Consider the following 23,939-nt stretch of genomic DNA (forward strand, 5'->3'; position numbering starts at 1 on the left):
GGCATTTCCTGTGATCCGCCGTCCCCTCGTGGCAACGCTCGCCGGTGCCGCCGCGCTCGCCCTCGCCGTCAGCGCCTGCGCTCCGCAGGACGAGGACTCGGGCGCCTCCGCGAGCAAGAGTCCCGCCTCCTGCGCCAAGGACAAGCTGCCGCTGAAGTCGCCCGGCAAGCTCACCATCGCGACCGACAAGCCGGCGTTCGAGCCGTGGTTCAAGGACGACGACCCGTCCAACGGGCAGGGCTACGAGAGCGCCGTCGCCTACGCGGTCGCCGGGAAGCTCGGCTTCACCAAGGACGAGGTGGTCTGGAAGACCCAGTCGTTCGAGTCGTCGTACGCGCCGGGGCCGAAGACCTTCGACTTCGACATCAACCAGATCTCCGTCACCCCGGCGCGCGAGAAGGCGGTCGCGTTCAGCGACGGCTACTACGACGTGCAGCAGGGCATCGTGACGCTCAAGGGCGGCAAGTTCGAGAACGCCAAGTCCGTCGCGGAGCTGGGCAAGGCGCGCATCGCGGTCCAGGTCGGGACGACGTCGCTGCAGGCGGTGAAGAACCAGATCAAGCCCGCCGACGAGCCGAAGATCTTCAACACGCAGATCGACGCGGTGAACGCGCTGAAGAACAAGCAGGTGGACGTGCTGGTGGTGGACCTGCCGACCGCCTTCTACGTCACCGCCGCGCAGATCGACGACTCGAAGATCGTCGGTCAGCTGCCGCAGTCGCAGGGCGGCGCCGCCGAGCACTTCGGACTGCTGATGGAGCGGGGCAGCGGGCTCGCCGGCTGCCTCGACCAGGCGATCGGGCAGCTGAAGTCGTCCGGTGAGCTGGCGAAGATCCAGCAGCAGTGGCTGACCGCGTCGGCCGGCGCACCCGTCCTGAAGTGACCGCGCCGGCGGGCGGGAAGACCGCCTGGGTCAAGAGTGAGCGGCAGCTCGACCGGGAGCGTCGGCGCCGCCGCGCCGACGTCCGGTCGGGGTCGGTGGCCGCGGCCTCGACGGTGCTGTGCGCCGCGGTCGTGGTGGTTGTCGTGGTGGGGTCGCCGGGCTGGCCGCGCGTGCACGAGACGTTCTTCAACTGGGGCGAGTTCACCGGCGCGTTCCCCGATGTGCTGCGCGGCTTCTGGCTGAACGTACGGATCTTCCTGATCGCCGAAGTGGCGATCCTGGTGCTGGGGCTGCTGGTCGCGCTCGCACGGGGCCTGCGGACTCCGCTGCTGTTCCCGGTGCGGGCGCTGGCCGTCGCCTACACCGACGTGTTCCGCGGCATCCCGACGATCCTGCTGGTGTACCTGGTCGGGTTCGGGCTTCCGGCGCTGCGGCTGCAGGGCCTGCCCGAGAGCCCGGCGGTCCTGGGCGGGTTCGCGCTCGTCCTGTCCTACGGGGCGTACGTCGCGGAGGTGTTCCGGGCCGGCATCGACTCCATCCACCCGAGCCAGCGCGCCGCGGCCCGGTCTCTGGGCCTCAGCAAGGCCCAGAGCCTGCGGTACGTGGTCCTTCCGCAGGCGGTGCGCCGGGTCGTCCCGCCGCTCCTCAACGACTTCGCCTCGCTGCAGAAGGACACCGCGCTCGTCGCGGTGCTCGGTCCGCTGGAGGCGCTGCGGCAGGCGCAGATCCACTCGGCCGAGACCTTCAACTACACCCCCTACCTGGCCACGGCGGTGCTGTTCATCGCGCTGACGGTGCCGATGGCCCGGTTCACCGACCATCTCGCGGCGCGCGCCGAACGCCGCCGCGCCCCCGGAGGCGGCCGATGAGCACCCCGCTGCTGCGCATCGAGGGCGTCTGGAAGACCTACCACGCCCACCCGGTGCTGCGCGGCGTCGACCTGGACGTCGCGCCGCACGAGGTCGTCTGCCTCATCGGCGCCTCCGGATCGGGCAAGTCGACGCTGCTGCGCTGCGTGAACGTCCTGGAGACCGTCGACGACGGCGCGATCTTCCTGGAGGACGACGACATCACCGACCCCCGCGCGGACCCCGACAAGGTCCGCAAGCGGATCGGGATGGTGTTCCAGTCCTACAACCTGTTCCCGCACATGTCGGTGCTGGACAACATCACGCTCGCCCCTCTCCGCGTCCACAAGCGCCCGAAGGCGGAGGCCGCCGAGCAGGCGCGCGAGCTGCTCGAACGGTTCGGGCTGGCGAACAAGGCCGGAGAGTACCCCGACCGGCTGTCGGGCGGACAGCAGCAGCGCGTCGCGATCATCCGGGCGATGGCCACCCGGCCGAGCCTGCTCCTGCTGGACGAGGTGACCTCCGCGCTCGACCCCGAACTCGTCACCGAGGTGATGGGCATCATCCGGGAGCTCAAGGACTCCGGCATGACGATGATCCTGGCGACGCACGAGATGGGGTTCGCCCGCGACATCGCCGACACCGTCTGCTTCCTCCATGACGGCGTCCTGCTGGAGCGCGGCCCGGCGGAGCAGATCTTCGAAGAGCCCACCGAGCCGCGCACCCGCGAGTTCCTGAGCCGCGTCCTGGAGTCCCGCCGCCTCTGAATCCTCCAGGACGGCCGCGGCCGATCCGGCCGGCCGGATCGGCTAACGAAGTGCGCTGCCGAAGGCGGCATCCTCGTGTGAACGAGGGTGCCGCCTTCTCGCGTTCCACGACCCCCGGCTGACCCGCGCCGACCGTGTGATCTGCGTCTGTTTATCGCCGACCGCGCTGCCCCCGCCGCTCTTCCCCGCACTGTCTTCAGTGTTCCGGCCATCCGCCGGGACACGTTCGGATTCCGCGGAATCCCGGCGTGTCCTGGCCCGATCGGCCAGAGCACGCCGTGATCCACGGGATCACAGCCACCTCCGCCCTAGGGGCGGAGGCCGTTCAAAGGAGAGAAGCAGTGCTACTCGCCGTCGGCTTTTTCTTGTTCGGTTTGTGGGAACTGACGATCCAACAAACCGGCTGGGGTTTCACCGCGGTCGAAGACCCGCTCGCCAGCGGGCTCGTCACCGCCGTGGTCGGTGCCTCCGTCTTCGGGATCTTTGTGAGGTGGTGGACGGGAAGGCCCCTTCCGTTCAGGGCACTCCTGACGGACGAGCGCAAGGGTGACCGCAAGATCGTCGTTCGCCTCGCAATCGGAATCCTGATCCTCCACACGGCGTACCCCTACGGCATCCAGTCCGTGGGAATCGGGGCCATCGTCACGATGTCCGCGGTGGGTGCGGCGTGCCTCAACGGCAGCAACCTGTGGAAGACCTGGCGGTATCGCAAGGAGCTGCCGAACAGGGTTCTCTGGGTCGCGGCCCTGAACCTCGTGCTTCGACTGTTCGCGTTCGCGGGCGTGATGGTCATCAACAAGCCCTGGGCCGGGTTGGAGCACGTCACCAACGAGAAGCTCTACGGGCTCGGCTGCGGCATTCTCGGCGCCTGGAGCTTCTGGAACTACCTCCGCTGCATGTACGACGTGGCGAAGGAGGAGAAGCTCAGGACCCTGGCCGTGGCGGATCTCGTCGCGGTTCCCTTCACCGCTCTCGGGGTGGGGGGGATGAGCTTCCTCATTGGAGGCGGGTACTCCGAGTTGTCGTTGAAGGTGCTCGGTCTGGGCTCCGTCGCCGGCGTCCTGTCCTTCGCGCTGCCGACGGTCATGGGCGTCTGGTTGTCGAACAAGATCTCGTCGTCCGTGTCGGGTCTGCTCTACCTGTTCGACAGTTTGATCGGGTGCCTGGTCGGACTCGGGGGCGCCGCCCTCGGCTGGCTGCCCGCGGTTCAGGCCCCCGATGTCTGGGTGTGGCGCGGAATGGCCATGGTCCTGGTCGCCGCGTTCATCGGCTGGATCTGGCCGATCCCGATTCTGAAGCGGTCGGGCGGCCGTCTCATCGTCGAGGGCGGGAACCAGTCCGCCTGACGGTCACATCAGCCGGTCGCGGGCCGCGGCACACGTGCCACGGCCCGGGACTGGAAGAACCACCACCAGTGGGGAGGGGCCGCCGCCCCTCCCCACGCTCCTTCGTGCACGGGCCCTAGGCTCACCAGGGTGAATCTGGACGAAGCGGTACGTATGTGGGACCCGGCGCCGGGATGGCTGAACACCGCGAGCTACGGCATACCGCCGGAACCGGCGTTCGAGGCGCTGCAGGGCGCGCTGGCCGAGTGGCGTCGCGGGGCCAACGGCTGGGACAAGTGGGACCGGTCCACCGGCCGCGCGCGCGGCGCGTTCGCGCGCCTGGTCGGCGTCGCGGCCGACGACGTGGCCGTGGGCGCCTCCGCCTCCCAGGTGCTGGCCCCCGTCGCCGCCTCGCTTCCGCCCGGCTCGCGCGTCGTCGTCCCCGACATCGAGCAGACGTCGAACCTGTTCCCGTGGCTCGTCCAGGATCTCGACGTGCGCACGGTGCCGCCGGCCGACCTGCCCGGCGCGATCGACGAGCGCACGGACGCGGTCGCCTTCAGCCTGGTCCAGTCCGCGACGGGCGAGGTCGCCGCCGTCGACGAGGTCGTCGCGGCGGCGCGGGCGCACGGCGCGCTCGTCGTCGGCGACGCCACCCAGGCGGTCGGCTGGCTCCCGGTCGACGCGGCGCCCTTCGACGTCCTCGCCGTCTCGGCGTACAAGTGGCTGATGTGCCCGCGCGGTACCGCCTTCTGCTACGTGAGCCCGGACGTGCGCGACCGCGTACGGCCGCTCGCCGCCAACTGGTACGCCGGTGACGGCGACGCCTCGTACGGCCCGCCGCTGCGGCTGGCGAAGGACGCCCGCCGGTTCGACATCGCCGCTCCCTGGTTCTCCTACGTCGCGGCCGCCCCCACGCTGGAACTGCTCCTGGAGATCGGCATCGAGCCGATCCACGACCACGACGTGCGGATGGCCGACCGGTTCCGGGCCGGCCTCGGCATGCCACCCGGCGACAGCGCGATCGTCAGCGTCACCCGGCCCGGCGCGGCGGAGCGGCTCGCGGCGGCCGGCGTCCGGGCGTCCGTCCGCAAGGGCGCGGCGCGCCTGGCCTTCCACCTCTACACGACCGAGGCCGACGTCGACTCGGCCATCGCGGCCCTGGTCTGAGCTCGGTCAGCGCAGTCTCATCGACGGGGTGGGGCGTGCTGGCCGCGCCGGGACGCCCGGCTTCCGCCCGACCCGGCAGGCGGACGCAGCCGGCGTACCTCAAGTGCCAGAAAGGCGGTGAGTACGACGATGACGCCGGACTCCAGGCCTATCGCGAGCATGACGGTGGTCCGGTAGCCGTACTCGTGGAACCCGAACAGCGCGCCCTGCTCGCTGATCAGGAGGCCGATGAGGGTTCCCAGCGAGAAGACGATCGCTCCGAGCGCCACGAGTGCGTGGGGGGCGCGACCGGCGATCGGCACGGAGCAGAGGCCGGGCAGTGACCTCAGCGGGCTGGCCAGGGCGAGCGCCAGCACCACCGCGCCGGCGAAGTTGAGAACGAACAGCACGCCGATGACCGGGATGACGCGGTAGTAGTCCGCGAAGTACTCGTAGAGATGGACCGCGCCGATGCCGAACAGCAGCAGCACGCCCAGATAGCGCAGCACGTTGCTCATGGCGGTCCCGCGCTCGTTCCGCTCTCGACCTGTTGGCCCTGCGGCGAGACCGCGTACCACTCGGCGCCGAACTGGGTGAGGGCCTCGCCGAGGGTGTCGCCGCGTCCGGTGTCGGCTTGGTAGTAGTACAGCGGGTGGCCCCCGTAGACGATCTGCGGGGGCCCGTCGGAGCGGCTGATCGTGGCGACCTGGGACCGCTGGGCGCTTCCGGCCGTGGTCGGGGCGCCCTCGGTGGTCGCCGGCGGCCAGATGCTCGCGCATGCCCCCGAGCAGGTCGACTGGTTCGGTGGGTCGGCGACGAACAGGTAGAGCGTTCGTCCCGTCTTGTTCACCAGGATCTGCCCGAGGTGCGGCGCCTGGGCCGTACTGATCTGCATCCGGCCGGGATTCTGCGAGTTGGTCGCGGTCGCGCACCCGGCGAGCGCCGCCGCCGCGACCGCAGCGGCGAGAAGCCTCCCGCCGAATCGGGCCGTCCGGGGACGGCCCCTCTCAGTAGCCACCACCGCCACCCGACGGCTGCTGGGTCACCGGAGCACCGGACGGGGACAGCACGTACCATTTGGCGCCGAACTGGTTGAGCCCCTGCCCCTTCGCGCTGCCGCTCGCGCCGCCGTCGGGCGCGTAATAGTAAAGAGGATGCCCGCTGTAGGTGACCTCGGTCCTGCCGTCGCTCCGCTTGGTGGTGCCGAGCTTCGCCGCGTCCGCTCCCGAACCGGCCTGGGGCTTGCCGGTGGTCGTGACCGGCGGCCACACCGCCGCGCACGACCCGGAGCAGGACGAGGTGGTCCCCGTGTCCTTCTGGAACAGGTACACCGTCCGAGCCTGGCCGTCGACCACGATCTGTCCGAGTGCCCCCACGCTCGCCGTCTTCATGGTTCCGCCGGGCGCGGCGCCGCCGGTGGGCGCGACCGAGGACGGGGGCGACATCGTCGGGGAGGACGGGGGAGAGGTCGTCGGGGACGAGGTGCTCGACCCGCCGCCGCATCCGGCGACCGCGGCCGCGACCACGGCGGCCGCGCCGACGGCCAGCGGCCCCGCGGTCCGTGCTCGGCGGCGCCGCCGGACGGCGGACGGACCGGGTGAACGGACGCCGGCCGAGTACTCATCGAACATGCGTGCCCTCCCTTCGGAGCGCGGTACCGGACGGCCGGTACCTTCCTTGGCGCCGCATACCCGCGCGGTGTGGGGAGCGAACTGCTCCTTCCCGGCCATGAACTGGTCTTTTCCGCTGCTGAACGACCGTTGGCATGCCGATGGCCGCGCGAGGAGCCGGCGGCCGGGGAAGTTGGGACTCACCAGCCCGAGGCGTTGAGAACGGCCGTTCCAGCGACGGTCGCGCTTACTGACGTTCGCCGAGACGGCGTCTCAGGCCCGTTCGCATGCGGGGGGACGCGCCCGGCAGAGCGGCCAGATGACGCAACTCCTCCGGCCGCAGTTCCCGGCGCGCGGCGAGCGCGAGCACCGCCGCGTACGGGCGGGTCGTGGAGGTCCGCAAGCGTGCCTCCAGTTCGGCCAGCACCTTGAGCAGCACCTCGCGATCGGCGTTCGGGTGCTCGGCGAGCAGACGCAGAAGCCGGCCGTCGTTCCACGCGCTGTCACGGTTCGAGCACAGCTCGTCCAGGACGCGCGCGGGTGTGCTCGGATTGGCGGCCAGCTCCTGCCAGACGAACGGGTAGGGGGACCGGGCGAGATGGCGGAAGGTGCGCACATCGGTTTCCGGGTCGCGGGCCGCGTCGCGGTAGTCCGCCGGTGTACGGAAGTGCGGGGGCGCCTCGTCCGGCTCGCCTTGGCTCACCTGGGGCAATCTACGCCCTGACCTCCGGTCCTCTGCGGTTTGGGCATGGCGGACGAGACGGAGCGGCTGGCGGGCTTCCTGTACGAGATCGGGCTCCTCAAGCGCTACCGGCGCACGGGGTGGCTGGCCTGGATCGACAGCTCACTGGCCCAGCTCCGGACCGGGTCGGCCCGGCGCCTCGCCGAGCAGGCCCAGAAGACCGGCTCCCTCGACTGGCTCGCACGCGCCCTGAACGGCCCCGGCGAACCGTAGAGGCCTCGGCGGGTCAGTCCGGGACGCCCGCGGCGAGCATGGGGGTGAGGGTGAGGTCGGGGTGTTCGCGTTCGATCGCGCGCACCCGCCACTTGTCGACGAAGACCGCGATGTACGAGCCGTCGAGGGTGCGGGTGAGCACCTCGACGCCGCGGCGCCCGTCGAGCGTCTCGGCGGACTCCTTGTCGGTGATGCGGGCGGTCGTGTAGTCGAGGCGGGACAGCTCGACCGGGGCGCCGAACTCGTCGGCCATCCGCGCGGTGAACACGTCGAACTGGAGGGGGCCGACCGCGGCCAGGACGGGGGCCTGGTCGCCGCGCAGGTCGCTGCGCAGGACCTGCACGACGCCCTCGCTGTCGAGCTGGTCGATGCCGCGGCGGAACTGCTTGGCGCGGCTGTTGTCCTTGACCCGCGCCACCATGAAGTGCTCGGGGGCGAACGCCGGGATCGGCGGGAACGTCACGGGGGTCTTGGTGTAGAGGGTGTCGCCCACGGTCAGGCCGGAGGCGTTGGGCAGCCCGATCACGTCTCCGGGGTAGGCGGCGTCCAGGGTGGAGCGGTCGCGGCCGAAGACCGTCTGGGCGTACTTGGTCGCCAGCGGGCGCCCGGTCGGGGCGTGGGTGAGGGTCGCGCCGCGCTCGAAGCGGCCCGAGCAGACGCGGATGAAGGCCAGCCGGTCGCGGTGCGCCCGGTCCATGCCCGCCTGCACCTTGAACACCTGCCCGGAGAACGGCGCCGTCACCGGGCGCGCGTGCCCGGCGGCGTCGGTGCGGGCGGACGGCGCGGGCGCCAGGCGGCGCACGGTGTCGAGCAGCGCGCTCACGCCGAAGTTGGGCAGCGCGGCGCCGAACAGCACGGGAGTGCAGGAGCCGGCGGCGAAGGCCTCCATGTCGAGGACGGCGCCGATCTCCTCAAGCAGCGCCAGCTCCTCGTTGGCGGTGACCCAGGCCTGGCCCTCCTCCGCGGCGGCCCGGTCGGCCGGGACGCGTTCGGCGGCGGCGCGGGTGGCGCCGCCGGGCGTGCGGCGGAACCGGGTGTAGGAGCCGTCGGCGCGGTCGATCAGGCCGCGGAAGTCCCCGGCGATGCCGACCGGCCAGTTCAGCGGCGCCGGGTGCAGGCCGATGCGCTGCTCGACCTCGTCCAGCAGCTCCAGCGGCTCGCGGCCCGGCCGGTCCCACTTGTTGACGAACGTGATGACGGGGATGCCGCGGTGCCGGCACACGTCGAACAGCTTGAGCGTCTGCGCCTCCAGGCCCTTGGCCGAGTCCAGCAGCATGATCGCCCCGTCGACGGCGGCCAGCACCCGGTAGGTGTCCTCGGAGAAGTCCGCGTGGCCCGGGGTGTCGAGCAGGTTCAGCAGGGTGTCGCCGAACTCGAACCGCAGCACCGAGGAGGTGATGGAGATGCCGCGGGAGCGCTCCATGTCCATCCAGTCCGAGCGGACGCCGCGCCGCCCGGCCTTGCCGTGCACGGCGCCTGCCTGCTCGATGGCCTGCGCGTGCAGGGCGAGGGCCTCGGTCAGGGTGGACTTGCCGGCGTCCGGGTGACTGATCACCGCGAACGTCCGGCGCCGCGCCGCCTCCGCCGCAACGTCCTCCGCAGTGCCGATTCCGGCGCTCACCAGGCTCCCCTCTCCGCCGACCGTCCCCCCTACTCTAGGGTCGATTTCCCCCTCGAAGAGATGCGCGGGCCGCCGACCTTTCCGGACCGGGTCCGCTCCGGTGCCGCGCCCGCCTTTGTCAGCCGGTGGGGAGGTGGGGGGCGGTCGTGGCGTGCAGGGCCAGGGAGAGTTCGACGGCGCTGTCGACGACGGCGTCGAGGTCGTCGCCCAGGCGGCCGTCGGCCCACTGCCGGGCGAGCTCGGTCATGGCGCCGGTGAACATCGTCGCGGCGACGACGACGGGGAGCGGCGGGCTCTCGGCGCGGCTCATCGCGAGGACGCCCTCCAGCAGGGCGTCCTGCGCGGCGCGGCGGCGCTCGGCCAGGACCTCGTTGCCGTGCGCCTCGGCGAACAGGACGCGGCCCCGGCGGGGGTCGTCGCTGATGAAGCTCAGCACGCCGCGGACGCCGGCGCGCGTGCGGACGTCGGGGCGGGGGCCCGCCCCGTCCAGGGCGCGGGCCAGGACCTCGCCGAGGGCGGCGGCCTCCCGGTCGTAGACGGCGGCGAGCAGCTCGCCGGTGTCGGCGAAGTTCTCGTAGAAGTAGCGCGTGTGCAGCTCGGCCTCGCGGCACACGGCGCGGACGGTGAGGGCGGCCTCGCCCTCCTCGCCGAACAGCCGGAACGCGGCCCGGACGAGCATGGCGCGCCGCTCGTCGCGGCGCCGGCCCGCGGGGACGCCGGCCCACCGCGTGGACGAGGCCGTGCGCGTGCTCGCCATGCCGGTCACCCTACCCGGCGGGCCGGGGACCCGCCGAAGTCTGGACACGCATGTACCCAGACACTTACTCTGGACACACTTGTCACCAGAATGGGCCGGGAGTGCGGCATGCCATCGAGGACCAACATCATCGCGGCGCGGTTCGAGCGGGCCTTCGACGCCGAGATCCGCTCCAGGTTCTTCCGCGGTCTGGAGTTCGCCGGACCGCAGGGGGACCCCGGCTGGTTCGGGCCCGGCAGCGCGGTCTGGTACGTCCACTCTCACCTGCCGACCCTGCTGCTCGGGCTGGTCGGGGCCGCCTACATCGAGGGCCTGGACCCGAGCATCAGCTGGATGGCCTACGACCACTCCCGCATCCCCGAGCGCGTCGACGGCGTCCCGACCGGCGGCATCGACCCCGAGGGCGCGGCCGTGCGGCTCGGGCACTCCCTGTCGTTCTTCATCGGGACGGCCTACGGCTCCACCGCGACGGCCGAGCGCCTCGCCCGGACCGTCCGCGCCATGCACCACACGGTGAAGGGCACCCGCCCGGACGGGCTGGCCTACGACGCCGACGACCCCGACTGGCTGCGCTGGAACTACGCGACCGTGGTGTGGGGGCTGGCGACCGCGCACGAGCGCTACCACCGCCGCCCGCTCAAGGGCGACGACCTGGAGCGCTACTACCGCGAGTTCGTCCGCGTCGGCGAGGCGCTCGGCGGGACGGACCTGCCCGCCACCAAGGCGGACGTCGCCGAGTGCCTGGAGTCCTACCTGCCCCGCCTCGCGATCACCCCCATCAAGGCGTTCGGGACCGGGCCCAACCTGCGCGACAGCAAGACCAGGCCGTGGGAGCCCGGCAGCCCGTTCATGGACTGGGCCGCCCGCGACATGCTGCCGGAGTGGGCGCGCAAGCTCGCCCTCTACCAGCCGCCGAACCCGGTGACGCTGCGGCTGCGCAGGACGGCGCTGTGGGTCGTCCTCAACGCGCTGCACGACGCCACCGGGCCGCTGCCGGAGTTCCGCCAGGCGCGGGCCCGCGTCGCGGCGGGCGTGTCGGCGCCGGTCGCCTCCACCGCGCCGGACGGGCCCGACCCGGTGCTGTCGCGCGCGGAAGTCGAGGCCACGGCCTGACCCGCGGAACGGCGTTCCGGCGAACAAAGCCGCCGCGTTGGCCGATCTCGCCCAAAGACGCGGTCCGATTTCGTGATGGCCTCAATGGGCCAAGGGAGGGGCCGATCCGAGACCTAGGGTGGAAGGCGCTGTGTCCGTCGGGGAGTAGGGGCAGACCTTGGACGATCCGCGAGCGCCGCATCCGCCCCCCGTTCCAGAGATCGACACCACGGTGTCGCATTCGGCGCGGATCTGGGATTACTGGCTGGGCGGCAAAGAGAATTACGAAGTGGACCGCCGGCTCGGCGACCAGATAGCGGCGGTGCTGCCCGACATCGTGGAGCAGGCCCGCGCCGACCGGCTCTTCCTCGGCAGGGCGGTGCGCTTCCTGGCAGGCGAGGCGGGCGTCCGGCAGTTCCTCGACATCGGGACGGGGCTGCCGACCGCCGACAACACCCACGAGGTCGCCCAGCGCGTGGCGCCGGACGCCAGGGTCGTCTACGTCGACAACGACCCGCTGGTCCTGACGCACGCGAGGGCCCTGCTGGCCGGCACCCCGGAGGGCGCGACCGACTACCTCGACGCCGACCTGCGCGACACCGAGGCCGTTCTGCGCGGGGCCGGTGCCACGCTCGACCTGACCCGGCCGGTCGCGATCACGATGCTCGGCGTGATGTGGCACGTCACCGACGACGCCGAGGCGCTCGGCATCGTCCGCGGGCTGATGGCGGGAACGGCGCCCGGCAGTTACCTCGCCATCGCGCATCCGACGACCGAGATCACCGGCGAGCGGATGGCGGCGGCGATCCGGGAGTGGAACAGGTTCGGCGAGCCGCCCGGCATCCACCGCACTCCCCGGCAGATCGAGAACCTTTTCCAGGGGCTGGATCTCGTCGAACCCGGCGTCGTCTCCTGCACCAGGTGGCGTCCGGAGGCGACACCGTTCGGGGAGCCCGAGGAAATGGACCAGTTCTGCGGCGTCGCGCGCAAGCCCGACGGGCCATGAGCCCCGTCCCGGCGGGACGGATCGGCGCCGCGCTCGCGGCCGGCCTCGGCGCCGACGAGTCGGCGGGGCCGACGATGCCGAGGCTGGTGCTGGCGGCCCACCTGCGCAGGCTGCGCGCGCGGCGCGGGCTGAGCGCGCGGGCCGCGGCGCGGGCCCTCGGCTCCGAGGACCGGCTCGCCGCCCTGGAGTCCGGCGTCACGCGCTGTGGGATCGACGACGTGCTGGCGCTGAGCGAGCTGTACGGGGTCAGGGAGCACGCCACCCGGGTCGCGCTGCTGGAGCTGGCGCGGCAGTCCCACCGTCCCGGCTGGTGGCAGCCGTACCGAAGGATCATCCCCGACTGGTTCCTGCCCTACGTCGGCGCGGAGCAGATCGCCGCCGTCATCCGCTGCTACGCCGTCCGGTACGTCCCCGATCTTCTGCAGACCGCCGAGTACGCCCGGGCCCGGCTCGCGTCCGCCTGGGGCGCGGGCCCCGTGGAGGAGGTCGACGCGCGGGTGCGGCTGCGGCTGCGGCGGCAGGACGTCCTGCACCGGGCCTCGCCCGCGTGCGTGTGGACGGTCCTCGACGAGGCGGCGCTGCGCCGCCCGGTCGGGGGGCGGGCCACGATGTTCCGGCAGATCGAGCATCTGCTGGAGCTGTGCGACCTGCCGAACGTCACGCTCCAGATCCTGCCGCTCGCCGGCGCCGGCCATGCCGCGCCGGCCGGCGCCATGACGCTGCTCCGGCTGCCCCACGATGATCTGGCCGACGTCGTCTACCTCGAACAGCTGGACAACGCCATCTATCCGGACCTGCCGTGGGAACGGGACCACCACCGGCACGCCATGAACGTGCTGGCCACCCGGGCGTCGCCGCCGGCCCGCACGCCGCTGATCCTGAAGGAGCTGGTCTCCGCATTGTGACGGGGCCGTGTCGTATGACGCAGACGCCCGCCGCCGCGCTGTGACATCGTGTCCCGCGATCGATGGCGAGCACCACGCGCGCCGTCCCGTCCCGGCGGTCCACTCCTGTCACCCCCCGGCCGGGGCCCTCCGGGCGGGCGGCGGAGAGAACGAGGACGCGATGCCCGACGAGCAGCCCGAAGCCTCCGCTCTCCGGGTGTTCAAGCACCGGATCAAGGAGCTCTACGAGCGGGCCGGAGCGCCCAAGCCGACGGTGGTGAACCAGATCGTCGGGGACCTGGAGGAGTTCTATCCGCTGATGGGAGGGCGCAGCACACTGCCGACGAGTGTCGGGCGCTCGACGCTGAACCAGGTCGTCAACGGCGTGCGCCTCCCGTCCGCGAGCATGCTGGCGGTGATCGTCCTCGCCCTGGGGCGGTGCGGCCGGGAGAACGGCGGCCTCGCCGAGGACCCGGGCCCCTCCGCCCTGGGGGAGTGGCACCGCCTGCTCCGGGAGGCGAAGGCGGAGGAGAGCGCGCGCGCCCGTGCCGGGTCCGGCGGCGGTGGCGGCGCGCGGACGGCCCGCGCGGCCGATCCGGTGCGGCTCGAACCGGGCGAGCGCGCGGTGCTCGACGCGCACGGCCCGTACGCCTCGGCGCTGGCGGCGCGGGCCGAGCGCGGCGACCGCGACGCCGTCTACGAGATCGCGGTGCTGCTCGCCTGCGGAACGGGCCGCGGCCTCAAGGCGGCGGCCTACCTGGTGAACGCCGCGGCGGCGGGTCAGAGCGCCGCGCCGGACCTGCTGCCCGCCGACGACGGGGAGGTCGACGGGCGGCTGGCGCGGGCGCACGCGCATGCCCTGGCGTACGCGGCCGGGCGGTACGGCGACGAGGACGCGGCGCGCGCGTTCCGATCCTGCGGGGCCGCGCCGGAGGCCCGCCCGCCGCGTCCGGCAGGCGCACCGGACAACTAGCCGAAATATCGGACGAATAGCCGAAATTGCGACGATCTCCTGCATTCGTCGGCGTTCCGCGTCGTTCCCCGGCGTATCGCATGCGCCCCTGCCGGTCTTTTTTGGATGAAGTGCCACGGAACTGACTAAGCACACGAAAGAGTCAGGTGATCGCTGACAGAAGCGGTCGATCTTCGTGGAGGAGAAGTACGGCAATGGCGCCCAGCTTCCAGAGCGACGATCCCCTGGTCGAAGCTCTCTTTCTCGGCATGTCCCGGCGGCGCGGAGCGGGGCGGTGCCTCGCGCGGCGGCTGTACCGCCGCCTCGCCCGCCGGCGCGGCGGCGGCGTGCGGCCCCGCTGCCGCGTCGTCCTCGCCCTGGACATCGCCCGCTTCACGAGCCGGGACGACGCCGCGCAGGTCCACCTGCGCGCGGTCATGTACCGGATCGTCGAGGACGCGCTCACGGCGGCGCGCATCGGGCGGCGCGGCAGCCGGCGGGAGGACCGGGGCGACGGGGTCCTGATGGTCCTGCAGTCGCGGGCCAGTCTTGACACGGTCCTTCCGGAGTTCTTCGGGAAGATCCGCGAAGGGGTCCAGGCCTACAACGCGACCGCCGTTCCCTCGGAACGGCTGCGGCTGCGGGCCGCCCTGCACGCGGGATTCCTGCACCGCGACAGGAACGGGGTGTCGGGCGGCACGGTCAACCTGGTGTTCCGGATGCTGGACGCGCCCACCGTGAAGCGGCGCCTCGACGACGAGGACGCCGACTTCGCGCTCGCCGTCTCCCCCAACGTCTACGAGGCGGCCACCGGATACCGGCTGATCGACGGCGAGGACTTCGAGCTGATCGACATCGACGTCAAGCAGACCCGCACGAGCGCGTGGCTCTACCTCGCGCCGCCGCCCGGCGGCGTGCCGCCCGGGAAGGCGCCGCCCGGGTCCGCGTGGCACGGGCCGCACCCGACCCGCGTCGGCGGCTGACCGGATCTCCCTCTCGCCCCGGAGGGGAACCGAATGCCATTCTGGTGTTCAGGCCGGGACGGAAGCTTGGAGGGGCCATGGCGATCGCCATCAGCGACGAACACCGCGAGCTGGCACGGACGGCGCGCGCGTTCCTGCGCGACCAGCGGGCGCGGGCGGCGAACCGCGCGCTGCTGGACGCCGAGAAGGAGACCCTGCCCGCCTTCTGGGGGGAGTTCGCCGCGCTGGGACTGCTCGGCCTGCACCTTCCCGAGGAGCACGGCGGCGGGGGAGCGGGCCTTCCGGAGCTGGTCGTGGTCGCCGAGGAGCTCGGCCGCGCGGTCGCTCCCGGCCCGATGCTGCCGACGATGATCGCGTCCGCCGTGCTCGCCGCCTCGGGCGACGGGGAGCTGCGGGCCCGGCTCCTGCCCGGCCTCGCGTCGGGCGCGACCCCGGCGGCCCTCGGGCTGGACGGCGCGCTCACCGTGACCGGCGGCGCCGCCACCGGGGACGCGGGCGTCGTGCTGGGCGGCGGCCTCGCGGAACTGCTCGTCCTGCCCGCCGGCGACGACATGGTCGTCGTGCGGGCGGGCGCGCCGGGCGTCGCGGTCGAGGTGCCCGGCAACCTGGACCCGTCCCGCCGCTCCGCGCGCGTGCGGCTCGACGGCGCCGCCGTGGAGGTCCTCGCCGGGGCCCGCGCGCACGCGACCGCCGTCGCCCGGACGCTGGTGTCCGCCGAGGCGGTCGGCGGCGCGCTGGAGTGCGTCGACACCGCCACCGCGTACGCCAAGGCGCGGCGGCAGTTCGGGCGGCCGATCGCGACGTTCCAGGCCGTCAAGCACCACTGCGCGAACATGCTCGTCGCCGCGGAGCTCGCCACGGCCGCGGTGTGGGACGCGGCGCGGGCCGCGGCCGGTCCGTCCGACCAGTTCGAGCTGGCCGCGGCCGTGGCGGCGGCGCTCGCCCTGCCCGCCTTCACCTCCGACGCGGGGCTGAACATCCAGGTGCACGGCGGCATCGGATTCACCTGGGAGCACGACGCGCACCTGCTGCTGCGCCGCGCCGCGACGCTGGAGGCCGTCGCCGATCCGCACGCCGCGGAGCGGGACGTGACCCGGCTGCGGGCCGCGGGGGTCGTCCGGGAGGCGAGCCTCGACCTGCCGCCCGAGGATGAGGCGCGGCGCGCGGAGATCCGCGAGCTGGCCCGGGAGATCGCCGCGCTGCCCCCGGCCGAGCAGCGCGAGAGGCTCATCGAGACCGGCTACGTCCAGCCGCACTGGCCGCGCCCCTGGGGGGTGGAGGCGAGCGCCGGGTCGCAACTGGTCATCGAGGACGAGTTCCGCGCCGCCGGCGTGAAGCGTCCCCAGCTCGGCATCACCGGCTGGGTGATCCTCACGCTCGTCCAGCACGGCACCCAGGACCAGATCGACCGGTGGGTGCGCCCGGCGCTCACCGGCGAGGAGGTCTGGTGCCAGCTGTTCAGCGAGCCCGACGCCGGGTCGGACGCGGCGGCGGTCAGGACCCGCGCCGTCAAGGTGGAGGGCGGCTGGCTCGTCAACGGCCAGAAGGTGTGGACGAGCGGCGCCCAGTACTGCCGCTGGGGCTTCGCCACCGTCCGCACCGACCCCGACGCGCCGAAGCACTCCGGCGTCACGATGGTCGTCGTCGACATGCACCACCCGGGCGTGGAGGTCCGGCCGCTGCGCCAGACGACCGGCACCTCCGACTTCAACGAGGTGTTCTTCTCCGACGTCTTCGTCCCCGACGCCGATGTCGTCGGGGAACCGAACAAGGGCTGGACGGTCGCCCGCGCCACCCTCGGCAACGAGCGGGTCAGCATCGGCGGCGGCGTCGGCGGCCCGCCGGGACCCGACGTGTTCCGGCTCTACGCCGAGCGCGGCGACCGCGTCCCGGCGGCGGCCGAGCGCGTCGGCGCCTACGCCGCAGAGGAGCAGGCCCTCCGCCTGCTCAACCTGCGGTCCGCCGAGCGCGCGGTCGCGGGCGGCGAGCCGGGCCCCGAGGGGAACATCACCAAGCTCGTCCTCGCCGAGCACGGCCACGCCACCGCCGCCCTGCTCGCCGAGTTCGCCGGGCCCGAGACCGCGTTCACCGAGGGCCTCGGCCAGTTCGCGGGTCTGATGCGCCTCGGGTCGCGCGGCATGTCGATCGCGGGCGGCACCTCCGAGATCACCCGCAACCAGATCGCCGAGCGCATCCTCGGACTGCCCCGCGACCCGCTGATCCGTTAGGACGGCACGGCACGGCCCGGCGCCGCGGCGCCGGCGCCGGGGCCGGGGCCGGGGCCCGCGTCAGGACCGGCGGCGGTTTTCCGCGTCCAGGGACGGGTTGCCGGTCATGTGCTTGATGCCGGCCATGTCGGTCCCGGGCGGGACGACCTCGTCGATGGCGTCGAGGGTGGCGGCGTCGAGCCGGACGTCGGCGGCGTCGAGCAGGTCCTCCAGCTGCGCCATCGTCTTCGGCCCGATGATGGTCGAGGTGATGGCCGGGTGCTCGGCCACGAAGCCGAGGGCCAGGTGGGTCAGCGAGAGGCCCGCCTGCTCGGCGATCTTGCTGAGTCGCTCCACGGCGTCGTAGCGGGCCGAGACGCTCGGGTCGGTGTCGACCGTGCGGCCCCGCCACGCCGGGTTGTCCGACGGCGCGAAGCGGGCGCCCTCGGGGGCCTGCTCGCCGCGCCGGTACTTGCCGGTGAGCCAGCCGCCGGCGAGCGGGCTCCACGGGATCACGCCCATGCCGTGGCGCCGCGCCGCGGGCAGCATGGACTCCTCGATCGACCGGGCGAAGATCGAGTACTGCGGCTGCTCGCAGACGAACCGGACGCCGCCCCGGCGCTCGGCCGCCCACTGCGCCTCGACGATCCAGTCGGCGGGGAAGGACGACGACCCGACGTAGAGCACCTTGCCCTGGCGGACCAGGTCGGTCAGCGCGTCGAGAGTCTCCTCCAGGTCGGTCTCCCAGTCGCGGCGGTGCATCTGGTACAGGTCGATGCGGTCGGTGCCGAGGCGGCGCAGGCTGTCCTCCACGGCGCGGAAGATGTAGCGCCGCGACCCGCCTCGCGCGTTGCGCTCCTCGCCGAGCGGGAAGAAGAACTTGGACGCGAGGACGACGTCGTCCCGCCGGCCCTTGAGGGCCTTCCCGACGATCTCCTCGCTCTCCCCGGCCGAGTACATGTCGGCGGTGTCGATGAAGTTGATCCCGGCGTCCAGCGCCCGGTGGACGATGCGCTCTGACTCGGCGTGGTCGGGGTTGCCGACGGCTCCGAACATCATCGCGCCGAGGGTCTGGGTGCTGACCTCGACGCCGGTACGGCCGAGCTTGCGGTACTGCATGCGTGCTCCTCGTCAGTGGCTCGCGCAGAACGCTAGGTGCTGGAGCGCACTCCAGGTCAAGGCGCGGCCGTCACCTCGTCGAGCCAGTCGTACCAGGCGCCCAGGCCGTCACCGCGGGTCGCCGAGACGGGCAGGACGCGCAGCCCGGGGCACAGTCGGCGGGCCGCGGCCCGGCACGCGTCCATGTCGAAGTCGACGTGCGGCAGCAGGTCGGTCTTGTTGAGCAGCAGGACGTCCGCGCCGCGGAACATGTGCGGGTACTTCAGCGGCTTGTCGTCGCCCTCGGTGACGGACATGAGCACGACGCGGGCCCGCTCGCCGAGGTCGAAAAGCGCCGGGCAGACGAGGTTGCCGACGTTCTCGACGAACACGGTGGAGCCGTCGGGCGGCCCCAGCGCGGCCAGCGCGCCGGCCACCATCGCGGCGTCCAGATGGCAGCCGGCGCCCGTGTTGACCTGGACGGTCCGGGCCCCGGCCGCGGCGAGCCGCCGGGCGTCCAGCAGCGTCTCCTGGTCGCCCTCGATCACCGAGATCGGCCGGTCCGGGCTCAGGTCGGCGACGGTGCGCTCCAGCAGCGTCGTCTTCCCCGAACCCGGGGAGCTCATCACGTTGAGCGCGGCGATGCCGCGTTCGGCCAGCCACGCCCGGTTCCGGACGGCCAGGTCGTCGTTGCGGGCCAGCACCTTCTGGCCCAGCGTCACGACGTGCCCGTCGTCGTGCCCGTGCCCGTGCCCGTGGACGGGGACGGGGACGGGATCGTGGACGTGGACATGCCCGGCGGCGTGGCCGGGGCCGTCCCCGGGGGCCGTCAGGGTCGTCAGGCGCGCGGCGTCCCCGCCGTCGCATCCGCAGGTCTCACACATCGTCGGCGACCTCCACCGCTTTGATCAACAAATCGGCGCCGCCGCTGATCGTGACGTCGGCGCTGCCGCACGGGCACAGCGCGAGCGGGTCGCGGGCGGGGAAGGAGGCCCCGCAGGCGGCGCAGTCGCCGACGCCCTCCGGCTCGGTGATGTCGAGCCGCGCGCCCTCGACGCACGTCCCCTCGCCGGCCAGTTCGAAGCAGAAGCGCACCGCGTCCGGCATGACTCCGGAAAGTCTCCCTATTTCGAGGTGCACCACCACCACCCGCGAATCGGGCAATTGAGTAGAAATTGCCGCGATGACGCTCTCTGTCACGGCCAGCTCGTGCACGCGCCCTCCCGGCCCGCTTCCATTGTCCCAGCGCCGTTCTGCTGCCCCGATCTTCCCTGCTCAAACGGTGTTTTTGCCGAATCAGGGAAAGGCCTTGGGGGGCTTTTCGGGCGGTGTTTCGCGCCGTTCTCGCAGGGCAACCGCAAGGAGTGATGATCTCGGCAGGTCGAGGGGGGAAGCGATGACGAGCGTCGCTCCGGCGGAACCGCTGACGGAGGAGATCCACATTCTGTGGACGTCCGAGGGAATGAGCTGCGACGGGGACACCATCTCGGTGACCGCGGCGTCGCTGCCGAGCATCGAGGACGTCGTCCTCGGCGCGATACCGGGCCTGCCCAAGGTCCACCTGCACAACAAGGTGCTCGCCTACGAGAACGGCGACGAGTTCATGGAGGCGTTCCGGCAGGCCGCGCGCGGCGAGCTGGCACCCTTCATCCTCGTCGTCGAGGGCTCGATCCCCAACGAGAACATCAACGGGGACGGCTACTGGACATCGATGGGCAACGACCCCGAGACCGGCGAGCCGATCACGGTGAACACCTGGATCGACCGGCTCGCGCCGAAGGCGTGGGCGGTCGTGGCGATCGGCACGTGCGCGACCTACGGCGGCATCCACGCCATGGCCGGCAACCCGACGGGCTGCATGGGCCTCGCCGACTACCTCGGCTGGGACTTCCGCTCCGCGGGCGGGCTGCCGATCGTGAACGTGCCGGGCTGCCCCGTGCAGCCGGACAACTTCATGGAGACGCTGCTCTGGGTGCTGCACCAGGCGGCCGGGCAGGCGCCGGTCATCCCGCTGGACGACAAGCTGCGCCCGACGTGGCTGTTCGGCAAGACCGTCCACGAGGGATGCGACCGCGCCGCCTACTACGAGCAGGCCGACTTCGCGCGCGACTACAACTCGCCGAAGTGCCAGGTGAAGATCGGATGCTGGGGCCCGGTCGTGAACTGCAACGTCACCAAGCGCGGCTGGATGGACGGCATCGGCGGCTGCCCCAACGTGGGCGGCATCTGCATCGGCTGCACGATGCCCGGCTTCCCGGACAAGTTCATGCCGTTCATGGACGAGCCGCCCGGGGCGAGCCTCTCCACGACGCTGCTGCGGTCCTACGGGCCGTTCATCCGGAAGATGCGGTCGATCACCAACAAGGGCGCGAACCGGGAACCGAAGTGGCGCCACAACCGGGAGAGGCTGACCAGCGGCTACCAGCCCCGCTGGCCGCACCAGTGAGCGGCGGCCGCGCCGGCGGGCGGCCCCGCCGGCGCGTCCGTCCTGACCGGCATGACAGGCACGACCGGCATGACCGGCAAGGACACGAAAGCGGGACGGCCGCGCCGACGGACGGCGGCGGGCGAGGAAACAGGGGCGAGTCATGAAGCGGGGCGAGTCATGAAGCGGGGCGAGTCATGAAGCAGGGGACGCAGGCGCGAGGCGAACGGGCCGCCACGCAGGCGGGGCTCGTCGAGGTGGCGTTCGACCCGATCACCCGGATCGTCGGCAACCTCGGCATCTACACCAAGATCGACTTTGCGAACGGGCAGGTGGCCGAGTGCCGGAGCACCTCGTCCATCTTCCGCGGCTACAGCGTGTTCATGAAGGGCAAGGACCCGCGCGACGCGCACTTCATCACCAGCCGGATCTGCGGCATCTGCGGCGACAACCACGCGGTCTGCTCGATCTACGCCCAGAACATGGCCTACGGGATCAAGCCGCCGCCGCTCGCCGACTGGATCATCAACCTCGGCGAGGCCGCCGAGTACATGTTCGACCACACGCTGTTCCAGGACAACCTGGTCTTCGTCGACTTCTGCGAGCGGATGGTCGCCGAGACGAACCCGAGCCTGCTCGCCACGGCCAAGAACACCGACGCGCCGCGCGGCTCCGTGCACGGGCTACGCAAGATCGCAGACATCATGACGGCGTTCAACCCGTTCGAGGGCTCGGTCTACAAGGAGGCCCTCCAGGTCAGCCGCATCACCCGCGAGATGATCTGCCTGATGGAGGGGCGCCACGTCCACCCGTCCACGCTGTACCCGGGCGGAGTGGGGACGGTCGCGACGCCGCAGGTGTTCACCGACTACCTCGTCCGGCTGACGCGCTGCCTGGACTTCGTCAAGCGGGCCGTCGCGATGAACGACGACATCTTCGACTTCTTCCTGGAGGCGCTGCCCGGCTACGACCAGGTGGGCCGGCGGCGGACGCTGCTCGGCTGCTGGGGCGCCTTCCAGAACCCGGACGTCGTCGACTACGACTACCGGCACATGTCCGAGTGGGGGCGGGCCGCCTACGTCACCCCGGGCATCGTCGTGGACGGGCAGCTCGTCACGACCGACCTGGTCGAGATCAACCTCGGCATGCGGATCCTGCTCGGCAGCTCCTACTACGACGACTGGGCCAACGAGGAGACCTTCGTCAAGGAGGACCCGCTCGGCAACCCGATCGACCAGCGGCACCCGTGGAACCAGACGACGCTGCCGAACCCGCAGAAGCGCGACCTCGACGGCGGCAAGTACAGCTGGGTGATGAGCCCGCGCTGGCGCCACCCCGAGACCGGCGACCACCTCGCGCTCGACACCGGCGGCGGGCCGCTCGCCCGGCTGTGGGCGACCGCGCTGGCCGGGGAGGTGGACACCCCGTATGTCCGCTCCACCGGGCACAGCGTCCAGATCGACCTGCCGAAGACCCCCGGCATGCCGGAGATGAACCTGGAGTGGAAGCCGCCGCAGTACGCCAACACCATCGAGCGCGACCGGGCCCGCGTGTACTTCATCGCCTACGCGGCGGGGATGGCGCTGTACTTCGCCGAGAAGGCCCTCGACGAGGTCCGGTCCGGGCGGACGAAGGTGTTCACCGACTTCGACGTCCCGGACGAGGCGATCGGCTGCGGGTTCCACGAGGCGGTCCGCGGTGTGCTGTCGCACCACCTCGTCATCCGCGACGGCAAGATCGCCAACTACCACCCGTACCCGCCGACGCCGTGGAACGCCAGCCCGCGCGACTCCTACGGGACGCCCGGCCCCTACGAGGACGCCGTCCAGGGGCAGCCGATCTTCGAGGAGAACGGCCCGGACGACTTCAAGGGCATCGACATCATGCGGACGGTCCGCAGCTTCGACCCGTGCCTGCCGTGCGGCGTGCACATGTACGTCGGCAACGGCCGGACGATCGAGAAGCGGCACTCCCCGATGTTCGGCGCCCAGGAGGGCCACTGATGGGCTGGGACGACGAGCGCGTCCGCGAGCACGTCCAGCGCCTCGAAGGGCTGCTCGACGGGCTCGACCCCGGGGCGCACCAGGCCGTCCAGGCGCTGGTGGAGCTGTACGGGGAGGCCTTCGGCCGGATCGTGCGGCTCTGCGCGGACGCCTCGGAGCTGGCCGGCGACGAGCTGGTCGGCCATCTGCTGGCCATGCACGGCGTGCACCCGGAGACGCCGGAGGCGCGGGTCCGGCGTGCCCTCGCCGGGCTGGAGGGGTTCCTGGCCAAGCACCGCACGTCCGTGGAGCTCACCGGGGTGGACGGGGACACGGTGCGGCTGAGGGCCGCGACCGAGGGGCGCGCCGCCGCGCCGCGCCCGGTGCTGGACGCCGTGGAGCGGGCGGCCCTCGCCGCGGCACCGGAACTGGAGCGGGTCGAGATCGAGGCGCCCGTGCCGGAGAAGGTGCTGATCACCCTGGACCAGGTGCGGAGCCGCGCATGACGCAGGGGCTCTCCACACCGAGGCTGGCGGCGCTGGCCTCGGCTCCGCCTCGCCCGGCGCCGCCGCCGGGCGAGGCCGTGGAGCGGTGCGAGCTGTGCGCCGAACCGGTGCGCGACGGGCACCGGCACCTGCTCGACCTGGAGGAGGGCGAGCCGCTGTGCGCGTGCGGGGCGTGCGCCGTCCTGTTCGACGGGCAGGCGGCGGGCGGGAGGCACTACCGACTCGTCCCGGACCGGCGGCGCGAGCTGGCCGGCTTCCACCTGGACGGCCCGCTGTGGGCCGGTCTCGGCGTCCCGGTCGACCTCGCCTTCTTCTCCGTCTCCGGGACGGGCGAGGTCACCGCCCGCTATCCGAGCCCGGCGGGGGCGCTGCACGCGGCCGTCCACGCCGCGAGCTGGCGGCGCCTGGCCGAGGTGAACCCCGTCCTGGCGGAGCTTCGCCCGGACGTGGAGGCGCTCGTCGTGCACCGCGCGCGGGGCGCCGCCGAGCACTGGATCCTCCCGATCGACGACTGCTTCCGGCTCACCGCCCTGCTGCGCGAGCACTGGACGGGCTTCACCGGCGGCGAGGCGGTCTGGCGGCACATCGACGCGTTCTTCACCGAGTTGAAGCGGCCCGGGCGGCCACCGAGGAGATGAGGGGAACACGATGATCAAAGTGGGGAAGCCCGACGTCACTCCCGACAAGCCCTCGCACACGCGGGGCGTCCGCGAGGGCAACCGGACGGGCAACTACGACAAGCAGGTCGGGCACCTGCCCGACGGCACGTCCACGGCGGCCCGCTCGACGGGGATCAACCCGGAGACGCACGGTCCGATCCTCGACTCGATGCCGAATCTGTCACCAGCATGAGCGCAGCGAACCGGGGGGTGTGGGGGGTCGCCCCCCC

26 protein-coding genes are annotated in these 23,939 nt (G+C 72.4%); 17 read left to right on the plus strand and 9 right to left on the minus strand.

Translation table 11 applies throughout. From position 1 onward, the window contains the following. Positions 1 to 28: 28 nt before the first annotated feature. The 5 genes from BKA00_RS34260 to BKA00_RS34280 all read left to right on the plus strand — a co-directional run bounded on the left by BKA00_RS34260 (position 29) and on the right by BKA00_RS34280 (position 4,993). Complete coding sequence (locus BKA00_RS34260; RefSeq protein WP_230298893.1) at positions 29 to 883, plus strand: transporter substrate-binding domain-containing protein; 855 nt, start codon at positions 29 to 31, stop codon at positions 881 to 883. Next, positions 844 to 1,752, plus strand: a complete 909-nt coding sequence (locus BKA00_RS34265) for an ABC transporter permease subunit (RefSeq protein WP_230298894.1) — start codon at positions 844 to 846, stop codon at positions 1,750 to 1,752. Before BKA00_RS34260 ends, BKA00_RS34265 begins: the two co-directional genes overlap by 40 nt. Further along, positions 1,749 to 2,498, plus strand: coding sequence for an amino acid ABC transporter ATP-binding protein (locus BKA00_RS34270; RefSeq protein WP_185032131.1), 750 nt, complete (start codon positions 1,749 to 1,751; stop codon positions 2,496 to 2,498). Before BKA00_RS34265 ends, BKA00_RS34270 begins: the two co-directional genes overlap by 4 nt. A 341-nt stretch (positions 2,499 to 2,839) precedes the next feature. Further along, positions 2,840 to 3,844: a hypothetical protein gene (locus tag BKA00_RS34275; RefSeq protein ID WP_185032133.1), complete on the plus strand. Its 1,005-nt coding sequence runs from the start codon at positions 2,840 to 2,842 to the stop codon at positions 3,842 to 3,844. A gap of 129 nt (positions 3,845 to 3,973) precedes the next feature. Further along, on the plus strand, positions 3,974 to 4,993 hold the full coding sequence (locus BKA00_RS34280) for an aminotransferase class V-fold PLP-dependent enzyme (RefSeq protein WP_185032135.1): 1,020 nt from the start codon (positions 3,974 to 3,976) through the stop codon (positions 4,991 to 4,993). A gap of 17 nt (positions 4,994 to 5,010) precedes the next feature. Here BKA00_RS34280 and BKA00_RS34285 read toward each other — a convergent pair whose 3' ends face one another. The 4 genes from BKA00_RS34285 to BKA00_RS38430 all read right to left on the minus strand — a co-directional run bounded on the left by BKA00_RS34285 (position 5,011) and on the right by BKA00_RS38430 (position 7,285). Next, on the minus strand, positions 5,011 to 5,490 hold the full coding sequence (locus tag BKA00_RS34285) for a hypothetical protein (protein ID WP_185032137.1): 480 nt from the start codon (positions 5,488 to 5,490) through the stop codon (positions 5,011 to 5,013). Next, complete coding sequence (locus BKA00_RS34290) at positions 5,487 to 5,990, minus strand: COG4315 family predicted lipoprotein (RefSeq protein WP_221493416.1); 504 nt, start codon at positions 5,988 to 5,990, stop codon at positions 5,487 to 5,489. The genes BKA00_RS34285 and BKA00_RS34290 overlap by 4 nt, the downstream gene beginning before the upstream one ends. Next, positions 5,980 to 6,603 carry a COG4315 family predicted lipoprotein gene (locus BKA00_RS34295; protein WP_185032138.1) on the minus strand — a complete coding sequence of 208 codons (624 nt, stop codon included), beginning with the start codon at positions 6,601 to 6,603 and terminating at the stop codon, positions 5,980 to 5,982. Before BKA00_RS34295 ends, BKA00_RS34290 begins: the two co-directional genes overlap by 11 nt. Before the next feature lie 226 nt (positions 6,604 to 6,829). Then, positions 6,830 to 7,285 carry a hypothetical protein gene (locus BKA00_RS38430; protein WP_221493417.1) on the minus strand — a complete coding sequence of 152 codons (456 nt, stop codon included), beginning with the start codon at positions 7,283 to 7,285 and terminating at the stop codon, positions 6,830 to 6,832. Positions 7,286 to 7,330: 45 nt separating this feature from the next. On the opposite strand from BKA00_RS38430, the gene BKA00_RS34305 reads away from it, so the two are divergent. Continuing rightward, a complete protein-coding gene (locus tag BKA00_RS34305) occupies positions 7,331 to 7,537 on the plus strand; it encodes a hypothetical protein (protein WP_185032140.1) in 207 nt (68 codons plus the stop codon). 13 nt (positions 7,538 to 7,550) lie between these two features. On the opposite strand, the gene BKA00_RS34310 is transcribed toward BKA00_RS34305, so the two are convergent. Both BKA00_RS34310 and BKA00_RS34315 read right to left on the minus strand, forming a co-directional pair. After that, positions 7,551 to 9,158: a peptide chain release factor 3 gene (locus tag BKA00_RS34310; RefSeq protein WP_230298895.1), complete on the minus strand. Its 1,608-nt coding sequence runs from the start codon at positions 9,156 to 9,158 to the stop codon at positions 7,551 to 7,553. Positions 9,159 to 9,276: 118 nt separating this feature from the next. Beyond that, a complete protein-coding gene (locus BKA00_RS34315) occupies positions 9,277 to 9,915 on the minus strand; it encodes a TetR/AcrR family transcriptional regulator (RefSeq protein ID WP_185032142.1) in 639 nt (212 codons plus the stop codon). Positions 9,916 to 10,023: 108 nt separating this feature from the next. Here BKA00_RS34315 and BKA00_RS34320 point away from each other — a divergent pair, with 108 nt between their 5' ends. The 6 genes from BKA00_RS34320 (at position 10,024) to BKA00_RS34345 (ending at position 17,060) form a co-directional block, all read left to right on the plus strand. Further along, positions 10,024 to 11,028 carry an oxygenase MpaB family protein gene (locus BKA00_RS34320; RefSeq protein WP_185032145.1) on the plus strand — a complete coding sequence of 335 codons (1,005 nt, stop codon included), beginning with the start codon at positions 10,024 to 10,026 and terminating at the stop codon, positions 11,026 to 11,028. Positions 11,029 to 11,185: 157 nt separating this feature from the next. Beyond that, a complete protein-coding gene (locus BKA00_RS34325; protein WP_185032147.1) occupies positions 11,186 to 12,013 on the plus strand; it encodes an SAM-dependent methyltransferase in 828 nt (275 codons plus the stop codon). Then, a complete protein-coding gene (locus BKA00_RS34330; protein WP_185032149.1) occupies positions 12,010 to 12,918 on the plus strand; it encodes a DUF5753 domain-containing protein in 909 nt (302 codons plus the stop codon). Before BKA00_RS34325 ends, BKA00_RS34330 begins: the two co-directional genes overlap by 4 nt. A 160-nt stretch (positions 12,919 to 13,078) precedes the next feature. After that, complete coding sequence (locus tag BKA00_RS34335) at positions 13,079 to 13,870, plus strand: hypothetical protein (protein ID WP_185032151.1); 792 nt, start codon at positions 13,079 to 13,081, stop codon at positions 13,868 to 13,870. Positions 13,871 to 14,064: 194 nt separating this feature from the next. Further along, positions 14,065 to 14,832: a hypothetical protein gene (locus BKA00_RS34340; protein ID WP_185032153.1), complete on the plus strand. Its 768-nt coding sequence runs from the start codon at positions 14,065 to 14,067 to the stop codon at positions 14,830 to 14,832. Positions 14,833 to 14,909: 77 nt separating this feature from the next. Then, positions 14,910 to 17,060 (plus strand): acyl-CoA dehydrogenase family protein, encoded by a 2,151-nt coding sequence (locus BKA00_RS34345; protein ID WP_185032154.1) that lies wholly within the window; start codon positions 14,910 to 14,912, stop codon positions 17,058 to 17,060. Positions 17,061 to 17,120: 60 nt separating this feature from the next. On the opposite strand, the gene BKA00_RS34350 is transcribed toward BKA00_RS34345, so the two are convergent. Genes BKA00_RS34350 through BKA00_RS34360 form a run of 3 tightly spaced genes read right to left on the minus strand, consistent with a single transcriptional unit; the run spans position 17,121 to position 19,352 of the window. Beyond that, positions 17,121 to 18,158 (minus strand): aldo/keto reductase, encoded by a 1,038-nt coding sequence (locus BKA00_RS34350; RefSeq protein WP_185032156.1) that lies wholly within the window; start codon positions 18,156 to 18,158, stop codon positions 17,121 to 17,123. 56 nt (positions 18,159 to 18,214) lie between these two features. After that, positions 18,215 to 19,021 (minus strand): hydrogenase nickel incorporation protein HypB, encoded by an 807-nt coding sequence (hypB, locus tag BKA00_RS34355; RefSeq protein ID WP_185032159.1) that lies wholly within the window; start codon positions 19,019 to 19,021, stop codon positions 18,215 to 18,217. Beyond that, positions 19,014 to 19,352 (minus strand): hydrogenase maturation nickel metallochaperone HypA/HybF, encoded by a 339-nt coding sequence (locus BKA00_RS34360; protein ID WP_185032161.1) that lies wholly within the window; start codon positions 19,350 to 19,352, stop codon positions 19,014 to 19,016. Before BKA00_RS34360 ends, hypB begins: the two co-directional genes overlap by 8 nt. 181 nt (positions 19,353 to 19,533) lie before the next feature. Between BKA00_RS34360 and BKA00_RS34365 the strand changes: the two genes are divergently transcribed. The 5 genes from BKA00_RS34365 to BKA00_RS34385 all read left to right on the plus strand — a co-directional run bounded on the left by BKA00_RS34365 (position 19,534) and on the right by BKA00_RS34385 (position 23,902). Beyond that, positions 19,534 to 20,583: an NADH-quinone oxidoreductase subunit B family protein gene (locus BKA00_RS34365; RefSeq protein ID WP_185032163.1), complete on the plus strand. Its 1,050-nt coding sequence runs from the start codon at positions 19,534 to 19,536 to the stop codon at positions 20,581 to 20,583. A gap of 176 nt (positions 20,584 to 20,759) precedes the next feature. After that, positions 20,760 to 22,565 (plus strand): nickel-dependent hydrogenase large subunit, encoded by a 1,806-nt coding sequence (locus BKA00_RS34370; protein ID WP_185032165.1) that lies wholly within the window; start codon positions 20,760 to 20,762, stop codon positions 22,563 to 22,565. Beyond that, entirely contained in the window at positions 22,565 to 23,050 is a 486-nt protein-coding gene (locus tag BKA00_RS34375) for a NifU family protein (protein WP_185032167.1), read from the plus strand. The genes BKA00_RS34370 and BKA00_RS34375 overlap by 1 nt, the downstream gene beginning before the upstream one ends. After that, a complete protein-coding gene (locus tag BKA00_RS34380; RefSeq protein ID WP_185032169.1) occupies positions 23,047 to 23,688 on the plus strand; it encodes a DUF5947 family protein in 642 nt (213 codons plus the stop codon). The genes BKA00_RS34375 and BKA00_RS34380 overlap by 4 nt, the downstream gene beginning before the upstream one ends. Before the next feature lie 10 nt (positions 23,689 to 23,698). Then, on the plus strand, positions 23,699 to 23,902 hold the full coding sequence (locus tag BKA00_RS34385; RefSeq protein WP_185032171.1) for a hypothetical protein: 204 nt from the start codon (positions 23,699 to 23,701) through the stop codon (positions 23,900 to 23,902). Positions 23,903 to 23,939: the final 37 nt, after the last annotated feature.

It is taken from the genome of Actinomadura coerulea (assembly GCF_014208105.1).
Lineage (GTDB): Bacteria > Actinomycetota > Actinomycetes > Streptosporangiales > Streptosporangiaceae > Spirillospora > Spirillospora coerulea.